This window comes from Ralstonia sp. RRA (genome assembly GCF_037023145.1).
In the GTDB taxonomy this organism is placed as follows: domain Bacteria; phylum Pseudomonadota; class Gammaproteobacteria; order Burkholderiales; family Burkholderiaceae; genus Ralstonia.
Genome location: NZ_CP146094.1, coordinates 25,775 through 46,668, shown reverse-complemented (window position 1 = coordinate 46,668; position 20,894 = coordinate 25,775). Strand labels below are relative to the sequence as shown.

25 protein-coding genes are annotated in these 20,894 nt (G+C 57.8%); 22 read left to right on the top strand and 3 right to left on the bottom strand.

What is annotated here, in order from left to right; all coding sequences use genetic code 11:
• Nucleotides 1-187: 187 nt before the first annotated feature.
• The 11 genes from V6657_RS29345 to V6657_RS29295 all read left to right on the top strand — a co-directional run bounded on the left by V6657_RS29345 (nucleotide 188) and on the right by V6657_RS29295 (nucleotide 7,479).
• The gene (locus V6657_RS29345) at nucleotides 188-664 is read left to right on the top strand and encodes a hypothetical protein (protein ID WP_024979602.1); all 477 of its coding nucleotides are present in this window, start codon (nucleotides 188-190) and stop codon (nucleotides 662-664) included.
• Nucleotides 665-829: 165 nt separating this feature from the next.
• On the top strand, nucleotides 830-1,012 hold the full coding sequence (locus V6657_RS29340; protein ID WP_024979603.1) for a hypothetical protein: 183 nt from the start codon (nucleotides 830-832) through the stop codon (nucleotides 1,010-1,012).
• A gap of 379 nt (nucleotides 1,013-1,391) precedes the next feature.
• The gene (locus tag V6657_RS29335) at nucleotides 1,392-1,637 is read left to right on the top strand and encodes a hypothetical protein (RefSeq protein ID WP_024979604.1); all 246 of its coding nucleotides are present in this window, start codon (nucleotides 1,392-1,394) and stop codon (nucleotides 1,635-1,637) included.
• Between the two features lie 100 nt (nucleotides 1,638-1,737).
• Nucleotides 1,738-2,244: a membrane protein gene (locus tag V6657_RS29330; RefSeq protein ID WP_024979605.1), complete on the top strand. Its 507-nt coding sequence runs from the start codon at nucleotides 1,738-1,740 to the stop codon at nucleotides 2,242-2,244.
• A 113-nt stretch (nucleotides 2,245-2,357) separates the two neighbouring features.
• The gene (locus V6657_RS29325) at nucleotides 2,358-2,702 is read left to right on the top strand and encodes a hypothetical protein (protein ID WP_231973473.1); all 345 of its coding nucleotides are present in this window, start codon (nucleotides 2,358-2,360) and stop codon (nucleotides 2,700-2,702) included.
• Between the two features lie 652 nt (nucleotides 2,703-3,354).
• Nucleotides 3,355-3,897, top strand: coding sequence for an NADAR family protein (locus tag V6657_RS29320; RefSeq protein WP_024979607.1), 543 nt, complete (start codon nucleotides 3,355-3,357; stop codon nucleotides 3,895-3,897).
• Between the two features lie 81 nt (nucleotides 3,898-3,978).
• Nucleotides 3,979-5,019, top strand: coding sequence for a phosphoadenosine phosphosulfate reductase family protein (locus V6657_RS29315; RefSeq protein WP_024979608.1), 1,041 nt, complete (start codon nucleotides 3,979-3,981; stop codon nucleotides 5,017-5,019).
• 112 nt (nucleotides 5,020-5,131) lie between these two features.
• Nucleotides 5,132-5,806: a hypothetical protein gene (locus tag V6657_RS29310; RefSeq protein WP_024979609.1), complete on the top strand. Its 675-nt coding sequence runs from the start codon at nucleotides 5,132-5,134 to the stop codon at nucleotides 5,804-5,806.
• 197 nt (nucleotides 5,807-6,003) lie between these two features.
• A complete protein-coding gene (locus V6657_RS29305; RefSeq protein WP_231973472.1) occupies nucleotides 6,004-6,330 on the top strand; it encodes a hypothetical protein in 327 nt (108 codons plus the stop codon).
• A 406-nt stretch (nucleotides 6,331-6,736) separates the two neighbouring features.
• Entirely contained in the window at nucleotides 6,737-7,264 is a 528-nt protein-coding gene (locus tag V6657_RS29300; RefSeq protein ID WP_024979611.1) for a hypothetical protein, read from the top strand.
• A gap of 77 nt (nucleotides 7,265-7,341) precedes the next feature.
• Nucleotides 7,342-7,479: a hypothetical protein gene (locus V6657_RS29295; RefSeq protein ID WP_182557887.1), complete on the top strand. Its 138-nt coding sequence runs from the start codon at nucleotides 7,342-7,344 to the stop codon at nucleotides 7,477-7,479.
• A 460-nt stretch (nucleotides 7,480-7,939) separates the two neighbouring features.
• On the opposite strand, the gene V6657_RS29290 is transcribed toward V6657_RS29295, so the two are convergent.
• The 3 genes from V6657_RS29290 to V6657_RS29280 form a co-directional block, all read right to left on the bottom strand.
• Nucleotides 7,940-11,107: a helicase-related protein gene (locus V6657_RS29290; protein ID WP_024979613.1), complete on the bottom strand. Its 3,168-nt coding sequence runs from the start codon at nucleotides 11,105-11,107 to the stop codon at nucleotides 7,940-7,942.
• A complete protein-coding gene (locus tag V6657_RS29285; protein WP_024979614.1) occupies nucleotides 11,104-11,925 on the bottom strand; it encodes a hypothetical protein in 822 nt (273 codons plus the stop codon). Before V6657_RS29285 ends, V6657_RS29290 begins: the two co-directional genes overlap by 4 nt.
• Nucleotides 11,926-12,039: 114 nt before the next feature.
• Nucleotides 12,040-12,861, bottom strand: a complete 822-nt coding sequence (locus tag V6657_RS29280) for a hypothetical protein (RefSeq protein WP_024979615.1) — start codon at nucleotides 12,859-12,861, stop codon at nucleotides 12,040-12,042.
• A gap of 369 nt (nucleotides 12,862-13,230) precedes the next feature.
• On the opposite strand from V6657_RS29280, the gene V6657_RS29275 reads away from it, so the two are divergent.
• The 11 genes from V6657_RS29275 to V6657_RS29225 all read left to right on the top strand — a co-directional run bounded on the left by V6657_RS29275 (nucleotide 13,231) and on the right by V6657_RS29225 (nucleotide 20,894).
• Nucleotides 13,231-13,857 (top strand): hypothetical protein, encoded by a 627-nt coding sequence (locus V6657_RS29275; RefSeq protein ID WP_231973470.1) that lies wholly within the window; start codon nucleotides 13,231-13,233, stop codon nucleotides 13,855-13,857.
• Nucleotides 13,858-13,974: 117 nt separating this feature from the next.
• Nucleotides 13,975-14,568 (top strand): hypothetical protein, encoded by a 594-nt coding sequence (locus V6657_RS29270; RefSeq protein WP_024979616.1) that lies wholly within the window; start codon nucleotides 13,975-13,977, stop codon nucleotides 14,566-14,568.
• Nucleotides 14,569-14,667: 99 nt separating this feature from the next.
• Nucleotides 14,668-14,847: a hypothetical protein gene (locus V6657_RS29265; RefSeq protein WP_024979617.1), complete on the top strand. Its 180-nt coding sequence runs from the start codon at nucleotides 14,668-14,670 to the stop codon at nucleotides 14,845-14,847.
• Between the two features lies 1 nt (nucleotide 14,848).
• Nucleotides 14,849-15,682, top strand: coding sequence for a hypothetical protein (locus V6657_RS29260; protein ID WP_024979618.1), 834 nt, complete (start codon nucleotides 14,849-14,851; stop codon nucleotides 15,680-15,682).
• Nucleotides 15,683-15,735: 53 nt separating this feature from the next.
• On the top strand, nucleotides 15,736-16,062 hold the full coding sequence (locus V6657_RS29255; RefSeq protein WP_024979619.1) for a hypothetical protein: 327 nt from the start codon (nucleotides 15,736-15,738) through the stop codon (nucleotides 16,060-16,062).
• A 20-nt stretch (nucleotides 16,063-16,082) separates the two neighbouring features.
• Nucleotides 16,083-16,823: an A24 family peptidase gene (locus V6657_RS29250; protein ID WP_024979620.1), complete on the top strand. Its 741-nt coding sequence runs from the start codon at nucleotides 16,083-16,085 to the stop codon at nucleotides 16,821-16,823.
• Between the two features lie 176 nt (nucleotides 16,824-16,999).
• Nucleotides 17,000-18,775 (top strand): PRTRC system ParB family protein, encoded by a 1,776-nt coding sequence (locus V6657_RS29245; RefSeq protein WP_024979621.1) that lies wholly within the window; start codon nucleotides 17,000-17,002, stop codon nucleotides 18,773-18,775.
• Between the two features lie 116 nt (nucleotides 18,776-18,891).
• On the top strand, nucleotides 18,892-19,395 hold the full coding sequence (locus V6657_RS29240; protein ID WP_024979622.1) for a PRTRC system protein E: 504 nt from the start codon (nucleotides 18,892-18,894) through the stop codon (nucleotides 19,393-19,395).
• A 12-nt stretch (nucleotides 19,396-19,407) separates the two neighbouring features.
• Nucleotides 19,408-19,620, top strand: a complete 213-nt coding sequence (locus V6657_RS29235) for a PRTRC system protein C (protein WP_024979623.1) — start codon at nucleotides 19,408-19,410, stop codon at nucleotides 19,618-19,620.
• Nucleotides 19,621-19,623: 3 nt separating this feature from the next.
• A complete protein-coding gene (locus tag V6657_RS29230; protein ID WP_162634492.1) occupies nucleotides 19,624-19,851 on the top strand; it encodes a hypothetical protein in 228 nt (75 codons plus the stop codon).
• A gap of 155 nt (nucleotides 19,852-20,006) precedes the next feature.
• A complete protein-coding gene (locus tag V6657_RS29225) occupies nucleotides 20,007-20,894 on the top strand; it encodes a hypothetical protein (RefSeq protein ID WP_231973468.1) in 888 nt (295 codons plus the stop codon).

The window sequence follows — 20,894 nt, the reverse complement described above, 5'->3', positions numbered from 1 at the left end:
GGCGTGCCGCATAGCGTCGTGCGCGCCGGCGGGCATGACCATATCAAACGCGTGTGTGGCATGCCTAATTTATAGGCAACATAAGAAGTTGTCCGATGATAGCGGGCAACTTTACGCTGCGTAACTGACTTGTCCACAGACCTGTCCAGAGCAGTTGTGGAGATCGCCCTTAGGGCCAACAGAACCAATGAATGAGACTGACGTTTTCTTTCGAACTACAGTGGCCGGGCGGGAATTCCAGGGGGTTATCGCTCTGACCGGCTCACTGTTCATCTGCTGTAAGGCCTCAGGCGAGGGTGTGCCGCTGTACGCAGCGTCTTTGCAGTGGACGAAAGCGCCCCCTACTCATGATCGCCAAGAGCGCGAGGGCTGGTGGCTGGTCCGCGGCGAGAACGAGCCAGTCGTTTTCCTGAGCGGGTTCACCGCAGACGACTCAGCACGGCTTGGCGATGAGTTTGGAATCCCGCCGGCAGGCGACCGGTTCGACTCACCCGACGTGCGGGAAGAGTACTTTCTGTCCTCATCAGCCTGGGAAGGTATGCGGGCTTGGGTTGAGCAGGAGACCCTCAGAGAAGATGCTGCGTCGCACCCGACCGCCCGGCGCAAGTCCTGGTACATCCGTGCCATCTCGCAGATTCGGGTCTTCAGGGGGATTGAGCAGTAACGGCCTGAGAGCGCCGGCTGTAGGCCAAGTGGCGGACAGAAAAATCCCACCGATTTGCGCGACAATAGAATTCGCTGCTTGATGGGTTCAGCAGCGAACCGTCGCGCCGGCCCAAAACAATGCCGCCGGCGAGGCATTCGAAGCAAGTTCGACCGGGAGCGATTTATGGGAAGCAATCTTGCCATTTACGTCGTCGTGCTCGTATGTCTTGTGTTCGTAGCCAGGTATGGAATGAAGAGAGGAAAATCCAAGCAAGAGGCGATTCGCGCATGGGCCATTCTGGCCGGTGTTGCGGGGATTCCTATTGCCGCACAGGTGATTGGGGTGGTCTTCCATCCCTTCGCTTGATCTGAAGCGCTGTAAGACGAATCTGGTTGAGTCCTCCTTCCTGATTGCGTCGAACGGCCTTAGGCCGCGCTCCCCGAAATCGGAGTGCGGCTTTTTTGCTTTTTGGGCACGCCGTGCTTCATTGCTTCCCAACAGGAAACATCAGGTATAGAATCAGCCTCGTTTCTACGAAGTCATTTGCGACTTTGTAACGGCAGCTGGGCCCTTCTAGCCACTTTGCCTCGCCAGTGTTTTCTGGTGAGCGCTTCCCTCGCTTCTTAGAGCGAGAACCGACCGGCTGGTTCGTTCCGAACCGGCTCTTCCTACCTTAATTTCCTGCGGGGTGTTTGCTCCCGTACGGAAGTAGGCCTCCGAGGTATTTCGCTACCAGGAGGTTTGCATGCTTCAGTTTCACGCGTTGTTCGGTGGCCACTACGGCATCGGGTCAATGATCGTCGACGCCGTAATTCGTTCGGTCGTCTACAACATGGTGGGTAATGCGATGCGTGGTCACGCCCTTTCAGGACTTGCGTTGATCGGTATCGTGCTCGCTGTTGTGTGTGTGTGTGTTCTGCTGATCCGCTGCTTTGGGGGCATGGCCAACGCTGTTGGCCGAAGCCTTCGAGGTGGCAGACGCCAGTACTAACTCGTTCGACGCTGCTCTGCGTCATTTGCTCTGTAACGGCATTGCTTCCGATGGCCATTGGCTGTTGGCGGTGGGCCATCTTTTCTGAAAAGGAATAGAAATGAAATCGTTCGCAAAAATCGTCCGCGCAGGGTTCGTCGCTTTTGCGCTGGTGCCGTTTTTCGCACATGCTCAGTGGTATGGGTCAGTCAACCAAGTAGGCGAGCCGGTCTCTCGATCGAACTCGACGTACAACTCGGGTGACGCTCTGCGCGGTGGTGGTTCCGCAGTTCTGGGCGTCGTTATCAACGCGCGGCCGATTGAACTCGATTCGGGCACCGCGCGCCAAATTTCGGCAACCGTTGGCGGCATCCTTGGTGTCGTCCTCGGCATGCATCACAGCAACTCCAACGCTGCACCGCTGATTGCCGGCGGTGTGGGCACGTTGGTTGGCTACGCTGCGGGTGGCGCGATCAGCAAAACGCAGGCCGTTGAGCTGATCGTGCGAACCGAAGACAACCGGATGATCCCGGTTGTTCAGGAGGTCGGCGATGGCAATGTCTTTCGAGCTGGCCAGGTGGTTGCAATCGTTCAGGTCAACGGGCGTTTGCGCGTCCAACACATGTGACGATGTCACAGTGGCAACGGCGGTCCCTTCGGGGACCGCTTTTTTTTTGACCTACGCACCCCTCGGTGCGGGGGGCATCATTCGCTGGCAGTAGGCGGTAAGGCCAACATATAATGGGCGACGTTGAAAAACTCAGTTTTTTGTCTGGGTGCGGGGCTCGATTAACTGGCCTCGGCACTGAAAATAGGGCGGACCACGGTGTCCAACACGCCAAATGGCGTGGTCAGGAAAATTACGTGATCGAGGATATTGAACTACCAAAAGGGTGGAAGCTGCGGCCGGACACTCAGTTTGGCGTAGTCATCACGGCACCGCATGGCAGTGTCACGATTGACATCACCATGCGGAATTTCGTTCTTGGAGAGCGGATGGTGATGGCCTATGGCAAATACAGCAGGCGGGGTTGGCGCAAGCGACTCTTCAGCGACGCAATCCTGGCCCTGGCAAAGGCCAAATAGTCCCGGACGCTCCCGCCAGAGCAACCCGAGGGACAGCGCGCGCCCCGCGGGTCGGGCGCACCTCTCGATTTCCTTCAAAGTTACATAGAGGCGGCACGCGATATCAAGTTGACGCCGAGTGCAGAACTTCGACCGACCGGATTCGCCGCACTTCTCACCAGGAACAGAAGGCGGTAGAATTTGGTCGATCTTTCCCGGCGATCATCCTTGTGATGTCGCCCGGCAGCTGGGCCGCATCTAGCGTACGTTTTCAACCCTGCCGCCCGTCAAGGGTGGTGCCTTGTGGCTGTTCTGCAGCCAGTCTCCAGTTATTCAACCCATTCGGGGCAACCTTGCCCTGAGCGGGAGTTGCCTCTCTGTTTTCACATTGAGGTAGCTATGAATAAACTTTCCAATCGTCCCACGGCAATTCGTCCCTCGAGAAAGGGGGAACTCGGCCGCTTCATGTCGCGGGAGAATATTTCCAACATGCTTCGTGCGGGCAGCGCGTCGGATCTAACCGATTACGCGCTCGCAAACGGCTACCTAGGCAGTCGGCGGGTCATTGTGATGGATGGGCGCGTTATTACGCACCGCTGGCTGGAGTGGCCGGTCTTCCTTCAACTCTGCCGTCGCCGCCCTGGCAATGGCGCCCAACCTAACCAGGTGTGCAATGCATGAGATCCAAGGAATGACTCTGTTCTTCGGCGCCGAAGATGCACTAAGCAACTGGCATCCGGCTCGGTTCACGTTCCGCGGGGTCGAGTTCACTTCAGTCGAGCAGTTCATGATGTACTCCAAGGCGCGACTGTTCGATGACGATGAGACCGCAAGGCAAATTCTTTCGGCCTCTCAACCGCGTGAGCAAAAACGACTAGGCCGCCAAGTCCGAGGGTTTGATGAAGCGGTCTGGGTCAAGAAGCGCAAATCAATCGTGATCGTTGGCTGCCGTGAGAAGTTCTGGCAGAACCCGCCTCTTGGCGAAATCCTGCTCGGGACAGAGGACACACTTTTGGTCGAGGCCAGTCCATACGATCGAATCTATGGTGTGGGGCTCGCGTGGAATGATCCGCGTATCCGAGACGTCGGCCAGTGGCAAGGCCTAAACCTTCTCGGAGACGTGCTCATGGAGGTTCGCTCTTGGCTGTCGAAAGGCAGCGTACGCGCCACCGTGACGGGCACAGTGCATAAACCAGAGAGCTTTGCGCGCGCCTAGCCGAAGGCTCTCAAATTTCAACCCAAGCGGGGACATCTTCCCTGCAGGGGTTGATGGCTTCCGCGTCAGACGGAGAAAAACATGTCCATCGACTTACAGATGGGCTTTTGGCCAATCACCGAAGTCGTCACGCCTTTGCCTGAGCCGGTCGAACCGGACCTCGCTACGTACGACAGATTCGTGGTCGGATTCAGCGGGGGAAAGGACAGTGTTGCTTGTGTCCTCCACTTGCTCGAGCGGGGCGTAGATCCAGACAGGATCGAACTCCACCACCACCTGGTTGACGGTCGAGAAGGCTCGGAACTGATGGATTGGCCTGTAACCGAGGCCTACTGTGCAGCGTTTGCACGCGCGTTTGGGCTGAGGCTCTACTTCAGCTGGAAGGTCGGTGGCTTTGAGCGCGAAATGTTGCGCTTGGAGCAGCGGACAGCGCCGGTTGCATTCGATAGCGAAGCCGGCGAAGTGGTGATCTGCGGCGGTGATGGGGGAAAGCTGGGAACCAGAAGGAAATTTCCCCAGGTCTCTGCGTCACTAACAACTCGCTGGTGCAGCGCTTACACGAAGATTGATGTGCTCGCGCGCGTGATGACAACCGAATCCCGATTCCAGTCGGGAAAGACGTTGGTAGTTACGGGCGAACGAGCGGAAGAGTCGGCTTCTAGGGCCCGCTACAGCATGTTCGAGCCTGATCGCACGGACAATCGAGACGGGCAGCGCGTGAAGCGTTACGTAGATCACTGGCGTCCTGTTCATCGCTGGGCCGAACGCCAGGTTTGGGAGATCTTCGAGCGGCATAGGGTGCGTGCACATCCTGCCTACTACTGTGGGTTTGGACGATGCTCGTGCAGGAGTTGCATCTTCGGGTCTCCTGACCAGTGGGCGACAATTGCGAAGTACTATCCGGCTGCCTTTGAGCGGATCGCTAAGTACGAGGAACAGTTCGGCGTCACGATCCACCGCCGAGATTCGGTGCGGATCCGTGCGGCTCAAGGAACGCCTTACCAGGCAGACGAACGCTACTTCGAGCTTGCTGGACGGACCGAATACACCGAGTCGATTCTTATCGATGGCCACTGGGAGCTTCCCGCCGGCGCGTACGGTGAGGCAACCGGACCGATTTGAAAAACTGGGTGCCTGCGCAGGTCGTCAGATCTGCGTAGATCATCATGTTCAACCCATGCGGGGGCGAGCCCCCAAAGGGAGCCGCTTCTCGCAAACAAAATGGAGAAGCAATATGAATCGAGTAATCAAACTGGCGGAGAGCGTTGCGGCTCGCCTCAATGCAGTTGTGAGCATCAGTGATGGTAGTGCCGAAGGCGCGACGTTGTTTGGTGCGGATCTCCCTGGCTATGCTGCGCGTGCCGCGGCAAAGGAACTGGTCGAGAACTGGATCGCAGCGGTAGCCGACGGCAATTCCGACAAGTTCCTTGCTGACGTCGACCAAGTCATCTCCACGCTCACCAAGTTCAAAGAGAAAGCGCAAAGCATCTTGCCTGCGGCGAACGTGATCGATGATGTATGGTCGCCGCTCGCTGGAGCAATGACTGGCAAGCAGTACGTTGCCCACCAGGGCTGTAAGTGCCCGTCGTGTGGAAGTACCGAGGACCTCAGCGGCGACTCGTTCAACGCGGACGGAGGTACCGCCTCGCAAGAGATGGGTTGCAATGCTTGCGAGGCGAGCTGGTCAGATGTGTACGTTCTGGCGGGCTACTCGAACCTGGAGGGGGGCGTCTCGATTAAGGATGTCGACTCTGCAGTTGAAGATGTGAAGAGTCGAAGCAAGCAGTACGGCTTTTCAGTCACGGGAGAGGAGCACGCCAAAGAGGTGCTCGAAGAATCATGTGACATCCTCGGTCTCGTTCTGAGTGAACTGGAAATCAAGCTCGCCGTGGCGAAGTTGCTTTCCTAACCAACCGGAGCGCGGTACTTCATAAGTGCAGTGCTTGCTGTACGGGTGCAGTGAGCCCGATTATCAATACGAATCCTTCGCGGGAGGCTGCATCCCCCGCAAAGGGGCAGCTCCGCGACTTTTTATACATCAAGGAGTCTGTTATGCCGACAAGTACAGTCTGGGTTAAGCCCCTAGTGTTTCTGACGCACCGGGACGTGACCGTCTACCACGCCTACGAGGACGATGACTTCGACCAGGGTGCGTGTAGGTACTCTTACACGACCCACAGCACCACCGATGAGGAGCATTTCGATGTTCGCTATTTGGAGGTGCCGAGTGTGGCTCTGCTCGAGAATCATCCGCCTTTCTTGGCAGCCGACTGCAATCCAGCTTTCGCAACGGCAACCGACGCGCAGAAGGCAGAATGGCAGCAGCAATGGCAAGAGTGGCGCAAGGAGGGTGGCGCGGAAGATCAAGCCATCGTTGCCATCATCAAGGAAGGCATCGACCTTGGTCTGATCTCGCCACCGGAAGTAGAGTAGTCCCAAGTTTTCGCCTTAGAACCGTTCGACGTCCCCACGTCGAGCGGTTTTCTTTTTCGGGCCGGGGAGGTGCATCCAGTCGTGTTGACGATCTAGCGTTTCCACTTCCCATCTGGAAGCGCATCGAGGTAAAATTGGCGTGCTTTTGTTTCACTCCGACGCCTCCCTGACCTTTGTGTCACGGCGTCCGGTAGCTGGGCCGCGATCTAGCCATTTGGTAGTTGCGACTTGCCTTTCCCTTTTTCGGGAGCATGTCAACCTGCCTTCTTCACCTGTTTGATGTCCGATCGCATTTGCGCGGTTTGGCATCGTCTTCTCGCACATCCATTGTGTGTCTGTCACCCCCGGGGCGCCACTTTTTCCCCTGGGGAGACGTGGTGGCTCCAAGTTTCCTTTGGAGAACCACATGTTTCAGAAATTGCTCCGCACTCGCTTGGTTTCCTTTGTCGTTCGTCAGGCTCTGGAATCAGGCGAAAAGCGCGTATGGACGATGACATCCAGCGGTGCTCCTTATGGGTACCGCAATTTCGTTAGCTCGGATGAGCAGGCAGGGGTGATTGTCGAGTGGTGCCTGGAGTCCACGCATGACGCGGATTTGATCCGTCGACTGCAGGTCTTCCACACCACGATCAAAGGTGCGACTGTCGTCGCCTTCGTGGATTCCATTGAAGATCGCAAGCAGTTGCGGTTTTCGTGGATCCGTTATCTCGGGTTCCAACCGGCCCCAACGACTGCAACGAAGACGAAGGTCATCGTTGCACCGAAGATGGCCGAGCAGATGTTCCGAGAACCGGTTGCTGAGGCGCGCGAGCGTCACCTTCAACTGGCTGAAACTGGCAAGTGGGTCTACACCGCGCCGTTTATCAAGTCCGAACCCTTCTACAAGAGGATTCTGGGCAAGATCACGCAGGTTGCAACACTCGCTTTGCGCTGATGTACGTCGTTCCCATCCGGGGCTCCATTGTCCCGGTAGGGGCAGTGGCGCTCCCTTCAACCGAAAGGAGTTCCACCATGTACACCTCGTTCGAGGCTCAAAGCCGCAGGCACGTGATTTCGACAACGGATTCGCGCCGCGTCTACCGGCTCAATGGTTCTGTGCTGACTGATATCAAGGTCAACGGCAAATGGGTGACCGTTTCCGTGGCCTGATCTGTTGGCCAGTGCCGTTCAGGTCTCCACCATCCCGCTTGCGGGATGGTGGTGTCCTTCCCAGCACAATTGAAACCTCCTCTCCTCCTACCTGCAGTCCCCCCCACTTCCAGATGTTTTCCCTCCCCAGCGCTTTGCTGCTTTCGCGGCAATCTGAGCTGTAGTTTCGCTCGCCCAAAAAAAACGCCCCAGGGATGTCCCCGGGGCGTTGCGCTTCTGCTGTTGCTAGTCGTCGGCTTCCTGCGCGCGGTGTAGCTCTGTTACCACTGCACCGGAGCACCGCCAACCTTCGTACTCGCTCTCGGCTAGCCGGTGGACCAGCCGATCGAGTACAACCCGGCTCACCTGGCCGTTCCCATCCTTGAATGTGCCAAGAATGTTGGCGACAACGGGCTGGGACTGACCGGGTCTCCGGATCACAACCGATTCGCTCCCGATTGAGACCGTGGGGAGAATCGGCTTAAGCCGCGATGCGTTGCTGAGCATGCGACACCTCCTTTTCGAGATACTTGCGTAGATCGAGCGCGTGAACGCCCACTAGCTTGGACAGGTCACTGCAGAATCGCCGGAAGATCACGTCCATGTGCAGGAATTCCTGATCGAACGTGGTCGGCGTGCCCCAATCGAAGCCGGCGTTGAAGCTGTCGGCCTTATAGGACACTACTTGTTGCATATACGAATCGATTGAGTGTTCGGTGATGGCGTGGTGCACCTTCACTTCATCCCACTCGTTCTCGTCGCGCAGCGCCCGGGCGATCGCCTGACTCTCCTTTCGTGCGGACCAGCTTTTGTCAGCCAGTAGCACGTCACTGCATTGAGGGATGTTGGTGCCTTCCCCGATACTGCCGTATGTCACCAAAGCAACCGGAACTGTTCCTTTCCGAAATCGCTCCTCGAACTCGGCGTTCCGACGTTTGATCGTCTTGCCGCCGTGGATCACCACTGAATCGATGTGGCGCTTGGCTAAGTGGCGTGCAACCAGTTCTGCATTCCCGGGGTAGCCGGTGAACATTATTGGCCGCCTACGCAGATCCACGAGCTCTTCAATCTTGTCGATACAGAAGCGTTGCTTGCTCGTCAGAGGTGCATACCCCTTGGTCGCCTTCGGATGCTGCGGGAAATTGTTGGCAATCTCCACAGCCTTGATGCGAGCAAGAATGGTGACGAGGTTGTTTCGCTTCCCTTCGTCAAGACCTTCCAGATACCACTTGGAGAAGTCCTCCGACACGACCAGGTAATGCAGAAGATGGTCCATGTCGAATTCAATCAGGTGTGTCTCTGGTGTCGGCTCAGGAATCGAGACGCACGAAGCTACGTCGGGTTCCTTGGCCACGCGGCGCTTGATCCACGGTGCCAACATCCTGCGGTATTCAGCTAGGTTGGCGATCCGGGGTACTTCGCGCTTTGCACCCTTGAGTTCATCTTCGAACTCGCGGGTGACCCAGACAAACTCACAGAACGTGTTCAACACGCGATCAATACCTCGCTCAGCCAGTGCCATGGAGTGGCGCAGACTGGGGTCAAGGTAGTACCGGCGATACCCGTACGGCTGGGCCGCTGTTCCATCTCCCCCTGCGAATGCCAATAGACCGTGACAGTCGCGCGGATAGTTGCCCGCCGGCGTACCGGTGAGTGGGAACTTGCGCTTCGCCGACACCTGCCAAACGGCGCCGGTTTGATCGGTATCGATGTTCCCGAGAAAATGAGCCTCGTCGGGAATAATCGTGCCGACGCGTCGCCTCAACTTCTTGGCGTACGTCATGCGCGGCCGCTCTGGAGTAATGGGAGCTTTCAGCCGATCCACCGAAATGATGTTGATCCGACGCAGGGACTGCAGATGCGCCGGCGTCTCGATCACCTGCCAGAGTTCGCCATCAAGGCAAATCTTGCGGATCTCGATCAGCATCTCGTCGACCAAGGCCGCCTTGAGAACGACCAGCGAATGTTTGCCCCCAAGAAGCAAGGCAATCGCCAGCGCTGCGCGAGCTTTGCCTAGAGCCATAGCCCAGGCAACCACGCCGCCCCGCTTCAGTGCCAGTTCCACCAGGTCGTCGACCTGATATCCGCGAGTCAGCCAGGTATCGATCCCGAGAGAGCGGATCCGAGCCCGCCAGACTGCAGCAAGCTCCGGATTCTGAACGGCGAGGCCTGGGTAGACCTCTTTCCATTCTGATGCCGCCTCCTTCTGGATCAAATCGAAGCGCGCCAAGATGTCCTCGTATGGCAGGACGTATTGCTTCCCTTGGTACTCGAAACGATGCCTGCCGTGCTCGACCTCCACGAAGCTGACCGTGGTACCGGCTTTGATCACTGCAGATCCCCATTTCGTAGGATCGACCAGATGATCCTTCTTGGCGGTTCCCTGCATCGGCCCCTCAGTGTCGGAACCCGTGCCAGGCATCAGCACTGTATGTCGGAAAGGCGTCTTCTGCGTCGCCGTCACCTTGATCTGACTCCGCAGGTAGCGAAGCAAGCCGGCATCGACTACCGGAGTACCGCCCGCACGTCCAATGACTGCGATGAAGTCCCAAAAGCTCTTCATCGGATCCGGCTGTGCTAGATGGATCTGCAGGTCCAGGACACCTTGACCAACGTATTTCACTTCGCGCGGATATCGGTGTTCCTCGTGGGGCCTGTGGGCGCCGATGCGGTCTTGGTATACCGCGTTCAGCACGAGTGCTTCTGTCAGCCCACACCTGAACTTCAGCTTGATCCAACGGCCGTCATGGCACACCCGAACAGCGGGATCGCCTGTGACGGGCCGGCTGATAGCAGGCCCCGATTTCTCCGATTCCAAGTGCTTGAGCCGAGGCTCGCGGCGGATGCCTCCAAACAAGCTTGGAGCCTCCACAGCTGCGCTAAGGTCAGTTACGCGTTGCCGTGTGGCGGGCATTGCGTGAAAGGCCGTGTCAAACAGTGCCACGGTCACGCGAACAGTTGCGTTTTCCTCCCGGAAAACGTCTTGCGGCATGTCGTACATCGCCAGCAGTCGTCGGAACTGATGCTTGGAGTGCTCATTGACCGATTTGAGGTAGACCTCGTCGGCCAGTGTCGTTGGCAGTATCGCGACAACCCACTTTGCCGCGCTAAGCGCTTGGTAAAGTGCATACTCATCACTGCGCGCGCTCGTGCTGGGGCCAAAGGCCCCGTACGAAGTGCACTCGTATGGCGCCAGGAACGGGCTCTGAAGGTTGATAGAGAAGGGCGGATTGATCAGGCAAACGTCAAAATCTTTCGGCCGGATCGATTCCATTCCTGTATGGATGAATTCATACGTGAACCCTGCCTCCCTTGCAGCCTCTCCTAGCGCTGCAATACAACCCTCATCGACGTCCACCCCGTACAGCGAGTGGATTTCAGGGTTTGCCCAGTGCAGCAATCGCCCGCTGCCGACGCTGTTGTCGAGCACGCTCAGCTTCAGCGCCTTTCCTTCAGCAATGCCTTCTTCTTCCGCGATCCTGTTCATCGACGGTTCCACAAGGCGCCAACAGAACTGCGACAGTGCCACAGTGGTGAAGAACTGACTTTGGTGGACTTGTCGAGCTTCGTGAAGCCCGGCAAGTGAGCCCGCTTTTGCCGTCATTGATCCTTTTGATCGGATCTCGAGCAAGCTGCTTGCCCAGCTCATGCTGCCTCCGATACCGGCGTAAAGCCGAACTCACCGAGGAAGAGTTGCAGCTTCTCGGACGCCTTAGCATCGAATGCAAACTCGAACCGGTTGTAGAAGGTGGTTATTTTGATTTGGCCACCTTCGACGTTGCCGTAGGTAAATGCCTCGCGCGAGTGCACCTGATCACCACGTTGTGACCACACGTTCAGGAACGTACTCATGCCGTGCTGAAGCGCAAACATGTCGCCCCAAGAAGCAAACGACTTCAGGGCAATCAGCGTACGAGTCAGCCGTTGGGCGTTACCCCAGTCGATGGTGTAGCGAGTGCTGTACTTCTGCGTGGCACGAATGTCGAGATTGAGAACGATCCCGCCTCTGCGGCGCTCGACGCCCGTCTCTGGCTTGATGCGGAACTCATCGATAAGGACAGAAGAGGCTTGCTGGTACGCATTCTTTGCGCCATTGCCTCCACCGTACCGCTTCTCAAGTTCCTGCCAGAAGACGTGTGCATCGAACTCCGTCCGCTTCTCATCGGAAAAACCAACAGCTTCAGCGATTTCGCTCCAGTTGATTTCGAGTCGAGACGAGGAACTCGGAGAGTACTCGTTGATCGCGACTTGAGTCAGCCTTTGCATCAGCCCGGTTGCGGCTTTACGCAGATGCTTGCGTTGGTCGATCTCGTCGTACTCCGGAAGAGCGGTCATGAAGCGTTCGCTTCCGAACATCGCAGTTTCGACTTTGCGCAGACGAGTGATTTCCTTTCCATGCCCCAGAATTGTTTGAGCAACTTCTTCCCAGTACTTCTGGGTGGCATCGATCAGTTCACGAACTTCCATGTTTTTCTCCAGCGGTTTTGGGAGAAACACACGGCCCCCCAAGGGCGCATGTGTCCCTCTAGGGTTACGGTGCAATGCACCTTGCAGTGTCTGGTAGAAGCGTCCTACCCGGACTCAATCTGCCGTTTGTAGCGGCGCGAAATAGAACTCGCCCAGGAAGAGGGCAAGCGGTTCTGCAACAGGGCGCTCGAACATCCACTCGAATGACGTTTGGTAGGTCACGAGCTTGATTCGACCTTCCTGCGCGGAGCCAAGTTTGAAAGCCTCACGGGACTTAACGCCAGCTGGGTAGCTGAAATGCGGTACCAATTTGGCGATGTCCTCTGCCAATCCAGGTTTGCCCGCCCAAATTGCAAAGCTAGCAAGCGCTGGGAGCACTTCCAGCCGGAGTGTTTCGCTCTCGGCATGACCGAGCACCGGCACGCTGTAGGACTTGTCCACGTAGCGAATATCCCGCGTGAGCTGAATGCAGCCATTCTTGGTGAGTACGTCGTCCCCCGCGGAGAGAGAGAAGTACTTCCCAAGCGATTCGCCGCGTTTCTTGTAGGCGAGTGTGTGACCGATGCCATCCCTGTACTTCGCCTCGAGTGCGCTCCACAGGCCGCTTGGGCTAAAGGATCCGGGCTTTGCCCGATACCCAAGTTCATCGATCAGTTCTTTGCTGTGCAGCTCTAAAGGTGTCGCTGGGTTTGGAGAAAACTCCCGGACTGCATGGGCGAGCAACTCTTGAATAAGCCGCCAGGCCGCTGACTCGATCCCGTCCTCCGCGGCACGTGTTACGTACTCGGAAGAGGGGCTCGCGTGAGCGGCGTCGCTGGCCATTGCCAGTTCTACCTTGTAGCGATGGTCAAGCTCCAGACGGTCGCGAGCCTGCTGCAGCATGAGATCCTTGTAGGACGCCCAGTACTGCTCCATGCAGTCGATGAAATGGTTCATTGATGTCTCCTGATTGATGGAAGACACCATGCCCCTTGAGGGGAGCGTGATGTCCCCCCGAAGGGAAAGTGGCGCAAGGTGCGCCTAGAAAGGGCTAGGTACGGTCCAGCTACCGGATCAAGGATCGAGGTCGAGTATACCAGCAATTTCCTACCAGGAAATCGAGTTTCGTTGCTGTGCCTCGCCAGTGGAATCGACGTTATTGGGACCGAAAGAGGGCCGGGATGCGGGCTCTTTACGAGTGGTTGGCGAGCCAACGCGACCAGATAATTGAACTATCCAAGATTAGGTTGGCTGAACTGCGCGCGAGCGGGGGAATCGGTCGCAAACCTGATCTCCACCCTGAATCTTCGTGGCGCGCAAACCTACATGATGGACCTGGAAGACGATTTCCCAGCTTCTGATCCGACAAGGATGACCCTATTCGGTCGTTCATTCGACGTGAATCTACCGTTGCGCGTGCTCATGGTGGCTGTGGTGATCCTAGTGGCTTGGACCACGTACACCGGTACTCACCCCGACATCGAATTTCCGTCCGGAGCGCCCGTTGACACCAAAAGCGACTCTTCTTCTGTTGCGGCGGTCGCGGGTGGAGACGCCCCTCAACCGGAGGTAAAGATTGGCGCGAAGTCGACGCTACCAGCGCAAGCGGGCGGCCTCCTTCGTCAGCAGTTCTATTCAGCCTACATGGCCGCCTGCCTCATCAATGCCAAAGCTGGCAAGACTTTGCCTGAAGTCGAGATGTCGCCGCAGCTCGTCAACCGCAAGGTGGCCACCGTCATGAACTTGCCGATTGTGTACACGGCAATCGGCGATTCGGCGTTCAGTCTCACCGTTGGCGGGAACGTCCCCGACGACATCCGATTCTCTGCTGAGTACGCGGAGATCGTAGCCAAAGGACGGCGCATCACGCCGAAATCCTGCGAGAGCGTCGCCGAAGAGCTTCGTGCGCTCTCTGCGCAACAGGGCGGCGGTGCACCTTTAGGCAATCGCTAAACAACTATTGATTGGCTCACAGGTACGGCGCATGGGCCCTCGGTTGATATCAACCACGAAATGCAATTTAGTTTCCGCAACCGATAACCAGGGATGACCTGATTGGAGTCGAAAAGCATGAATGCAACCACGGGTTCCTCACTGCTAAAGTTAATAGAGATTTACGACACTGACGCCGATGATGAAGTCGGCGGGCAAGACTTGCCGTATTTGGTGACGGCTAGCTACGACGGCGACTATCAGGCGGCCGTCGACCTGATTCGCGGCGACAAGTCTTTGGTCGCATTCAACGTTCAACCCGCCGTCGAGCGGTGCAAGCTTCCCGGGCACGTGGAGTTCAGCACGTTCGAATCCCTAGACACGATCTACCGGTTTTTTGGCGGGCCTCGCCCGCTATCGCCAGACCAAGAGCTCTCGAGGCGCTATTGGCAGAGCACCTACGCGCGCACCGTCGGCGAGCTACGCGCAGCACTCGCTAACTTCCCCGACGACTTCCCGCTAATTCACACCGGGCACGACGGGCAACGCGAGGCCATGAATCGGCTCGGCGTCCATGTCACGACGAACGAATGGGAATGGACTACTCCCGAGCATCCGGCTTACGGCCGATACTCAGGATGGGCGATGCGGATCAATGCGGTTGACCTCTTTGAATGGAATCAGATCGCATCCGGATTGTGGACGAATAAGCGGCACGCTGATATCGACTAGGCGTTTGGAAATCGGGAAGACAAGGTGACGTCTCAACGTTGATATCAACCACGAGACCCGGATACCCGAAATATTCAATATGGTGGTGGGAGGAGTCACATGGCTATGACGGCAGCAGACGTGGTCGTGGATCGCACCTACGAGTGCACAGACGGGGAGTTGGGCGGTGAGGTCACCGTGCGAAGTATTAGCGGGGGCCACATTTACTTCGATGGCGATGTCGAGGGCTTCGCCCTGATGCACAACTTCATTTGCTCGTACAAGCCTGCGCTGAACTGACATGCTATTCGGACGACTAGTTGAATGGGGCGCCGTTGCGTCCGGTGCTATCGAGCCAGACAACTTTGCCGCGGCACGCGAGCGGTACGAAGCCATCTGCCTTGAACTCGGTATCAAGAGGGCGCCGGAACTGCGCCTAGCCAAAAAAGTATCTCTCTTGAGCAAGATCGTGGTCGGCGACTGGCGCCGGCGTGACCGTTTCCGCGTGGCCGCTTTCCATGAGGTACCGACTGACGAGTTCTTCCTGCATGAGCTCGCTCACTGGGCGTGTCTCAGTTACGGGGGCTACCGTGGCTACCATGGAACGCCGTTCCTCACGCTCCTCCAACTCTTCTATGAGTTCTACTGGGAAGGGGAGGTCCCGGATGTGATTGAGGCGACTGTCCGTGACGACTGGCCAAAATACATTCGCGAAGAGACCCGGGCGAAGGCGATTGCAGACGCCCGTGCCGCAGTCGAGGGCATCAAAGCTCGCCTCACGTGGGAGGATGGAGCCAATCCCAGCGCTGACTTCTTGGCGCGTGAAGTCAGAAAGGCGTTTCCCCAGCAGTCCACAGGTGGAATCACCGTGCTTGACCGGGTTGTGTTGGAGGATCTGGTCAAGACCCAGCGAGACGGGCTTTTCACGCTGGCGGTTTGGGCGTGCTTGGCGACACTTGCGTTCGCCTTTGCTGCGTTGGAGCTCGCGCCGAATGCCGTAACAAGTGGCCTGATACTGGTTACCGGGTTGTTGACTGTTGCGACGGTGGCAATCATCGCCGCCAATGACCTTTCGCGGCGAATTGGCCGTTGGTGGGCTGGCCTTCGGGCACGCTTTGTTTGGGGGCACCAGTAGGGCTGGTATCTTGGCGTCGGCGGCGTAAGCTGTTCCAAAACCAAGGGAGCTAGATGCAGATCCAGAAGCGATTCAAGGTCGGTTCGACGCCAATCCGACCCACCATGCCCGGTCATCTTCTGCTGGCCGACGACAAGATTCTCATGGCCGAATCGGTCGAAGGCGAACTGGCGCTCCGTGTGATCGAAAAGGGCGGGCGCGAAAGTTACGCGCTGCGCATCCGGCAAGGCGAGATGGCCAACCGAATGCGCTGCAGACGTGGCCAAATCACTCTACAGCACGATGCTGGTATGTACCGGTGCCATATCGAAGCTGAAGAAGCGGAAGTTTCAGACTTTTTTGCGAGCATGCCAGAAGGGTTCTTGCTCGCGGAGCATTGAGCTAGTAGGCGAGGATCCGGATGGAAGTTCCAGTCGTTTTGGGGGCCACTATTTTGGGCCTGGTGGCCGGCGGCTGCAGCATTGCATTGGCGGGATGGATTCCACGATTCCTCGAAGCGCAATGGAGTGTCGACGAAGACGGCGTTGGGGAGGGGCTGGGTGTATTTCTGGCGGCGCTCTCCCGCATGAAACCTCCGAGTACGTGGGCTTCTTGGTCCACCTTTGTAGTCTGCTGCACTCTCCTCGCAGGTGCAGGCCTGCTAGCAGCATGGCGATGGGATTCGCCGGCGACTATCGGACTTTTTGTCCTGTATGCAGCCATGCTCGCGACCTGCGCGCTAGTCGATGCAGAGCATCAAATCATTCCAGACGTCATAGTGTTACCGCTGCTGTGGGGTGGGCTGCTGGCCAATTGTGCGGGCACATTCGTCCCGTTGCAGTCAGCCGTGATTGGTGCTGTCACTGGCTACAGTGCACTTTGGGGGCTGAACTTACTTTTCCAGCTTACCGCTGGACAGTCCGGTATGTACAAAGGCGACTTCAAGATGTTTGCCGCCATCGGTGCCTGGAGCGGTGCGCCGGCGCTGTTGGCCGTCTTGACGACGGCCTTGCTGCTTTTCGCTCTAGTGGCGGGAGTGAGCTTGATGGCTCGGGGCGCTGGTCGCAGGGAGACCCCTTTCGGGCCATATCTGGCCATCGCAGGAGTAGCGGTGCTGGCGTTGTGCGACACCGCTAGCCTTTTCGGCCATCTGTTGCCGTAAACGAGTTTTTTGCCCTAAAATCGGTCTAATTTCTTGGCGGGAAGCAGCAATGGTCCCGTCAGAATGCGCAGCTGGGCGCAACTAGCCAAACGACGACAAGTCGACACTTTCAACCCTGGTGGGATTCATGATCCCACGCGGGGCATGGATTCTGCCTCTGTACTTCAGGAGAATCCATGCAACTCTCAACCGAGACCTCTCTGGTCCCCACTGCACCCTTGCCAGACGCAGGCGCTGTTATGCCGGAAGACAGGGCACAAGCAGTTAACTGGGAACTGGCTCCGGGGGGCGCGAACTTCATCTTTGCCCGCATCGGCGATGTTCGCGTGGTCTATAACCCACGTCAGTTCTTTGAGCCGCAGGCGATGGCTGAGTTGGTTCAGTCCATCAAGTCTCAGGGCATTCTGCAGCCCATCTTGGTCCGTCCGAAGGATGGGTACCTCGAACTCATCGCAGGCGAACGTCGCCTACGTGGCGCGCACGAAGCGTATGGGCCCGACGGGGTAATCCCAGCTTTCTCGCGGGAGATGACCGATGCGGAGGCCGCTGCCGCTGCCGCCGCTGAAAATATCCAGCGCGAAGGTATGTCGGCCACCGAAGAATCGGGTGCCGCGGTTACGGCGATGGGCCTCTACGGTGGTGATCGCAATGAGGTGGCGAAGCGGCTCGGGTGGTCAATGCCCAAGCTGGAAAGCCGCCTCGCGCTGCAAAACTGCATCCCCGCTGTTCAGGACGCGTTGAATGAGCGCAAGATCCTGCTCGGTCATGCTGAGCTGCTCGCAGCCGTTCCGAAGAACGTACAGGCCCAGATTCTTCCGCTCATCATCGAGAAGAAAGTCTCGGTCCCCGATCTGAGGACTGAGCTGGCAGCGCAGGCTTTGCGGCTCGACAACGCGCGCTTTGACAAGAGCGAGTGCGTTTCCTGCCATCACAATTCGGCCAATCAGCGCGCGCTTTTTGCGGAGGCTATCGACGATGGTCGCTGCACGAAGAAATCGTGCTTCGATGCGAAGAACGAAGCGCTGATCGAATCCGTGAAAAAGAGCCTGGAAGGGCAGTATCAACGCATCCAGGTGGTCCGCCCCGGCGACAACCAGACGGTAATCGCCCTCAAGGCGGACGGCGACACGGGCGTCGGCGCCGAACAGGCAGATGCCTGCAAGGGGTGTGCGAACTTCGGTGCCCTGATCTCTGCGGTGCCCGGCAAGGTTGGCCAGACGTTCCCGAACTATTGCATGGACGTTGCATGCAACAAGGAAAAGAACAAGGCCTATCTGGCCACGCTCGCTCCGGTTTCGACCGGCCCGGGCAAGGGTTCTGCGTCGACATCCGGGAAATCGGGTGCTGGCAGCAGCGCCGCCCAGAAAGGGAAGACGGGTGCCAAACCGAGTATCTCGGCAGTGTCGCCTCGCGTGAAGGAATATCGCGAGAAGACCTGGCGGGAGGTCGTGCGCACCGTGATTCTGCGCAGCTCGGCCAAAACGGACGTGCTCATCATCACTCTCGCCGCGCAAGGGCTGCTGCGTCATATCGACGACAGCGCTCTCGCTGAGCAGGTTCGCAAGGCGAGCGGGGGTAAGGTTGGTAACGGCGTCAAGCTGAAAGACAGCCTGGACGTTGTACAAGGCCTCGATGAGACGCCGCGCGGCCGCCTGCTGGACATGGTCGCCTGGTCGGTCGTCGATAAGATCCAGATGTCCGAGGTGAAGGCGCTTGCATCGTTCCTCGGTGTGGACTTCGCCAGTCACTGGAAAGTCTGCTCGGGTCTGATGGAGGTGATGACGAAGGCGGAGATCGAAAGCCTGTGCCAAGAGATCGGCCTGAAACAGCACCTCGACAAGAAGTTCTCCAAGATCATGTCGGGCAAGCGAGACGAGATGATCAAGGGGCTTCTGGCGACGTCGGATTTCGATTTCAACGGCAAGATTCCTGCCGTCATGCTGCTGAACTAAGCAGCCGTGGTTCCTGTCGCTGTCCACCGTTCTGGTGGCCAGCATTTTCTATTTCCGTTCGCGGGTTTCCCCTCTACCGAGAGGCGGAATTCGCACATGCATCCCAAGGAGTTTATATGTCCACGCTGTTCAAACAGCTGCAGTCGCTCGCCCAGCAATCGGGCGGCCGGTTGATGTTCTCGATCGTCGCTGACAAGTCCGGAAAACTGACGGTGGCCGCAATGCCAAAGTCGGATCAGAAGGATGCCAGCGAGAGCGGGCTGCTGACGCCGCTGGTGCTGACGGGTACCCCGGAGGAGCTCGATCTCGAGTTCGTCCGTTGCCTCTCGGAGTTCACGGAGCAACGTCAGTCGCTTGTCGATCAACTTGCCCAAACCAGCGCCGCACTCAATGTGGCGAAGGGGAAGGCTGTCGATAAGGCCAAGGGTGTCGCCAAGCCGGCGCCTAAGGCTGATTCGGGCATCGTTTCCGCTGGCGACTTGATCGGCGCCGAGGATGACGATGAGAGCTCTGAAGAATCGGCTGGTGCTACCACTGCCGGTGTTCAGTCTGATGACGCTGCTACCAACCAGTCCAACGCTACCGGCGGCCTGTTCGGCGGCACGCCGTTGGTGGGCTAAGGAGGACCAACCATGGCACTCACAGTCCAAACGCTGAAGCGCGTCTTCATGTACCACGGCACTCAGTTCGCCGACCCGGGCCCCTCGCTCACGCTCGAACAAGTCCGTGATGTGCTTTCCATGGCGCATCCGGACATTGCAACGGCGGAAATCGAACAAGGGGACGTGCGGGAGGATGGCACCGTTGTGTACAACGTCCGCCGCAAGGTGGGACAAAAGGGCTGAACCATGAAGCCGATGACGTTTGACGCCTGGTTTGCCCAGGCTGAAGGCTCATCGGTGGAAAAGGTGATGGGCGCGGCAGAACCTTCGGGGTCTGCTGCACCCGTGCCCGTACCACCTGAGGAGGTATCCCAATGCGTGTGCATTTTGATGGCGATGATCGCCCAGTCCAAGCGGGATCAGCCAGCCGGCCGATTTTGCCCCGCGCCCCTGGATCTTCCCATTCTTGGCTGAGACTACCGCGGCTACATAGCGATGTTCCGGTCGAGTTTGGCGGGCATCGGGGGCCGCAGTGGCTAGACGCGGTTCAATCGTTGAATGCTTGCAAGATGATTCGATCTTCTGACCTGCGTAGCTGGTATTCGCCAGGTCAGGTTTTCGAAAAGGCAATGTCCCGATGGTTCGCTGAGCGTACCGCCGGGGTTGAGGTCATCGACCTCGATCTGGTCTTCACCACGGTCAGCGATCTCTATGACAGTGGGGCGATCGCTGAGCCTATGGAGGAGGAATCGGACGGTCTTGCCGTTTTTGTGGAGATCGGCCGGTGCGGTCCTAACTTTCGTAGCCTGCGCCGTGGCTTTGAAGCGATGAATGCGATCGCTGATGGGCTGGGGCTCGCGGCAACCACGATTCTCTCTGCCGCTGGTCATCAAATCGGCTGGACGTTCGATCACAAGCACATTCTGTCCAACACGGGCTCATGCACGTATGGATGGGAAGAGTGCTACTCGGACGACGAGCTGGAGGAAGAGGGAGGTGAACCGGAGAACGAGGATGGTTCTGATGCGTTCTTCAGTTACACGCCACGGGCTTTCCGAAGGGATTGCCCGATGCCGGATCTTCTGAAGATGCCCTGCACCAAGGAGATGGATCGCTTCGTGCAGGAAGTGGCAGCGCGGCATGAAGTTCTGCCGCCACTGCTCGCTGACCTTGTCGCTTTGGTCAAGGCGCGCCGGCCCAAGAAAGCAGCTTGGCCGAACATGTGGGGAACCGACTTCACGTCGATGTACCCAGTGTTCTCCCTGGCATGGGATCACCCGGAAGCGCAATACGACGGTAAGCGGGACAACATTTTTCGGGTTTGGGACGACTACGCAAACTTGCTCACTTCGGGTGGCGAGGGCTGGTCGTACGGACTCGGATCTGAAGTGCTGTCCTGTGAGAGCCCCGCACAACTGCGAGGCACCTTGAGAACCTGGGATGCGAAATTGAAATTGCTGCGCGCGACTGATCGCCTGCTGCAGTCGATGACGGATCCCGTTGAATATGGAAATTGA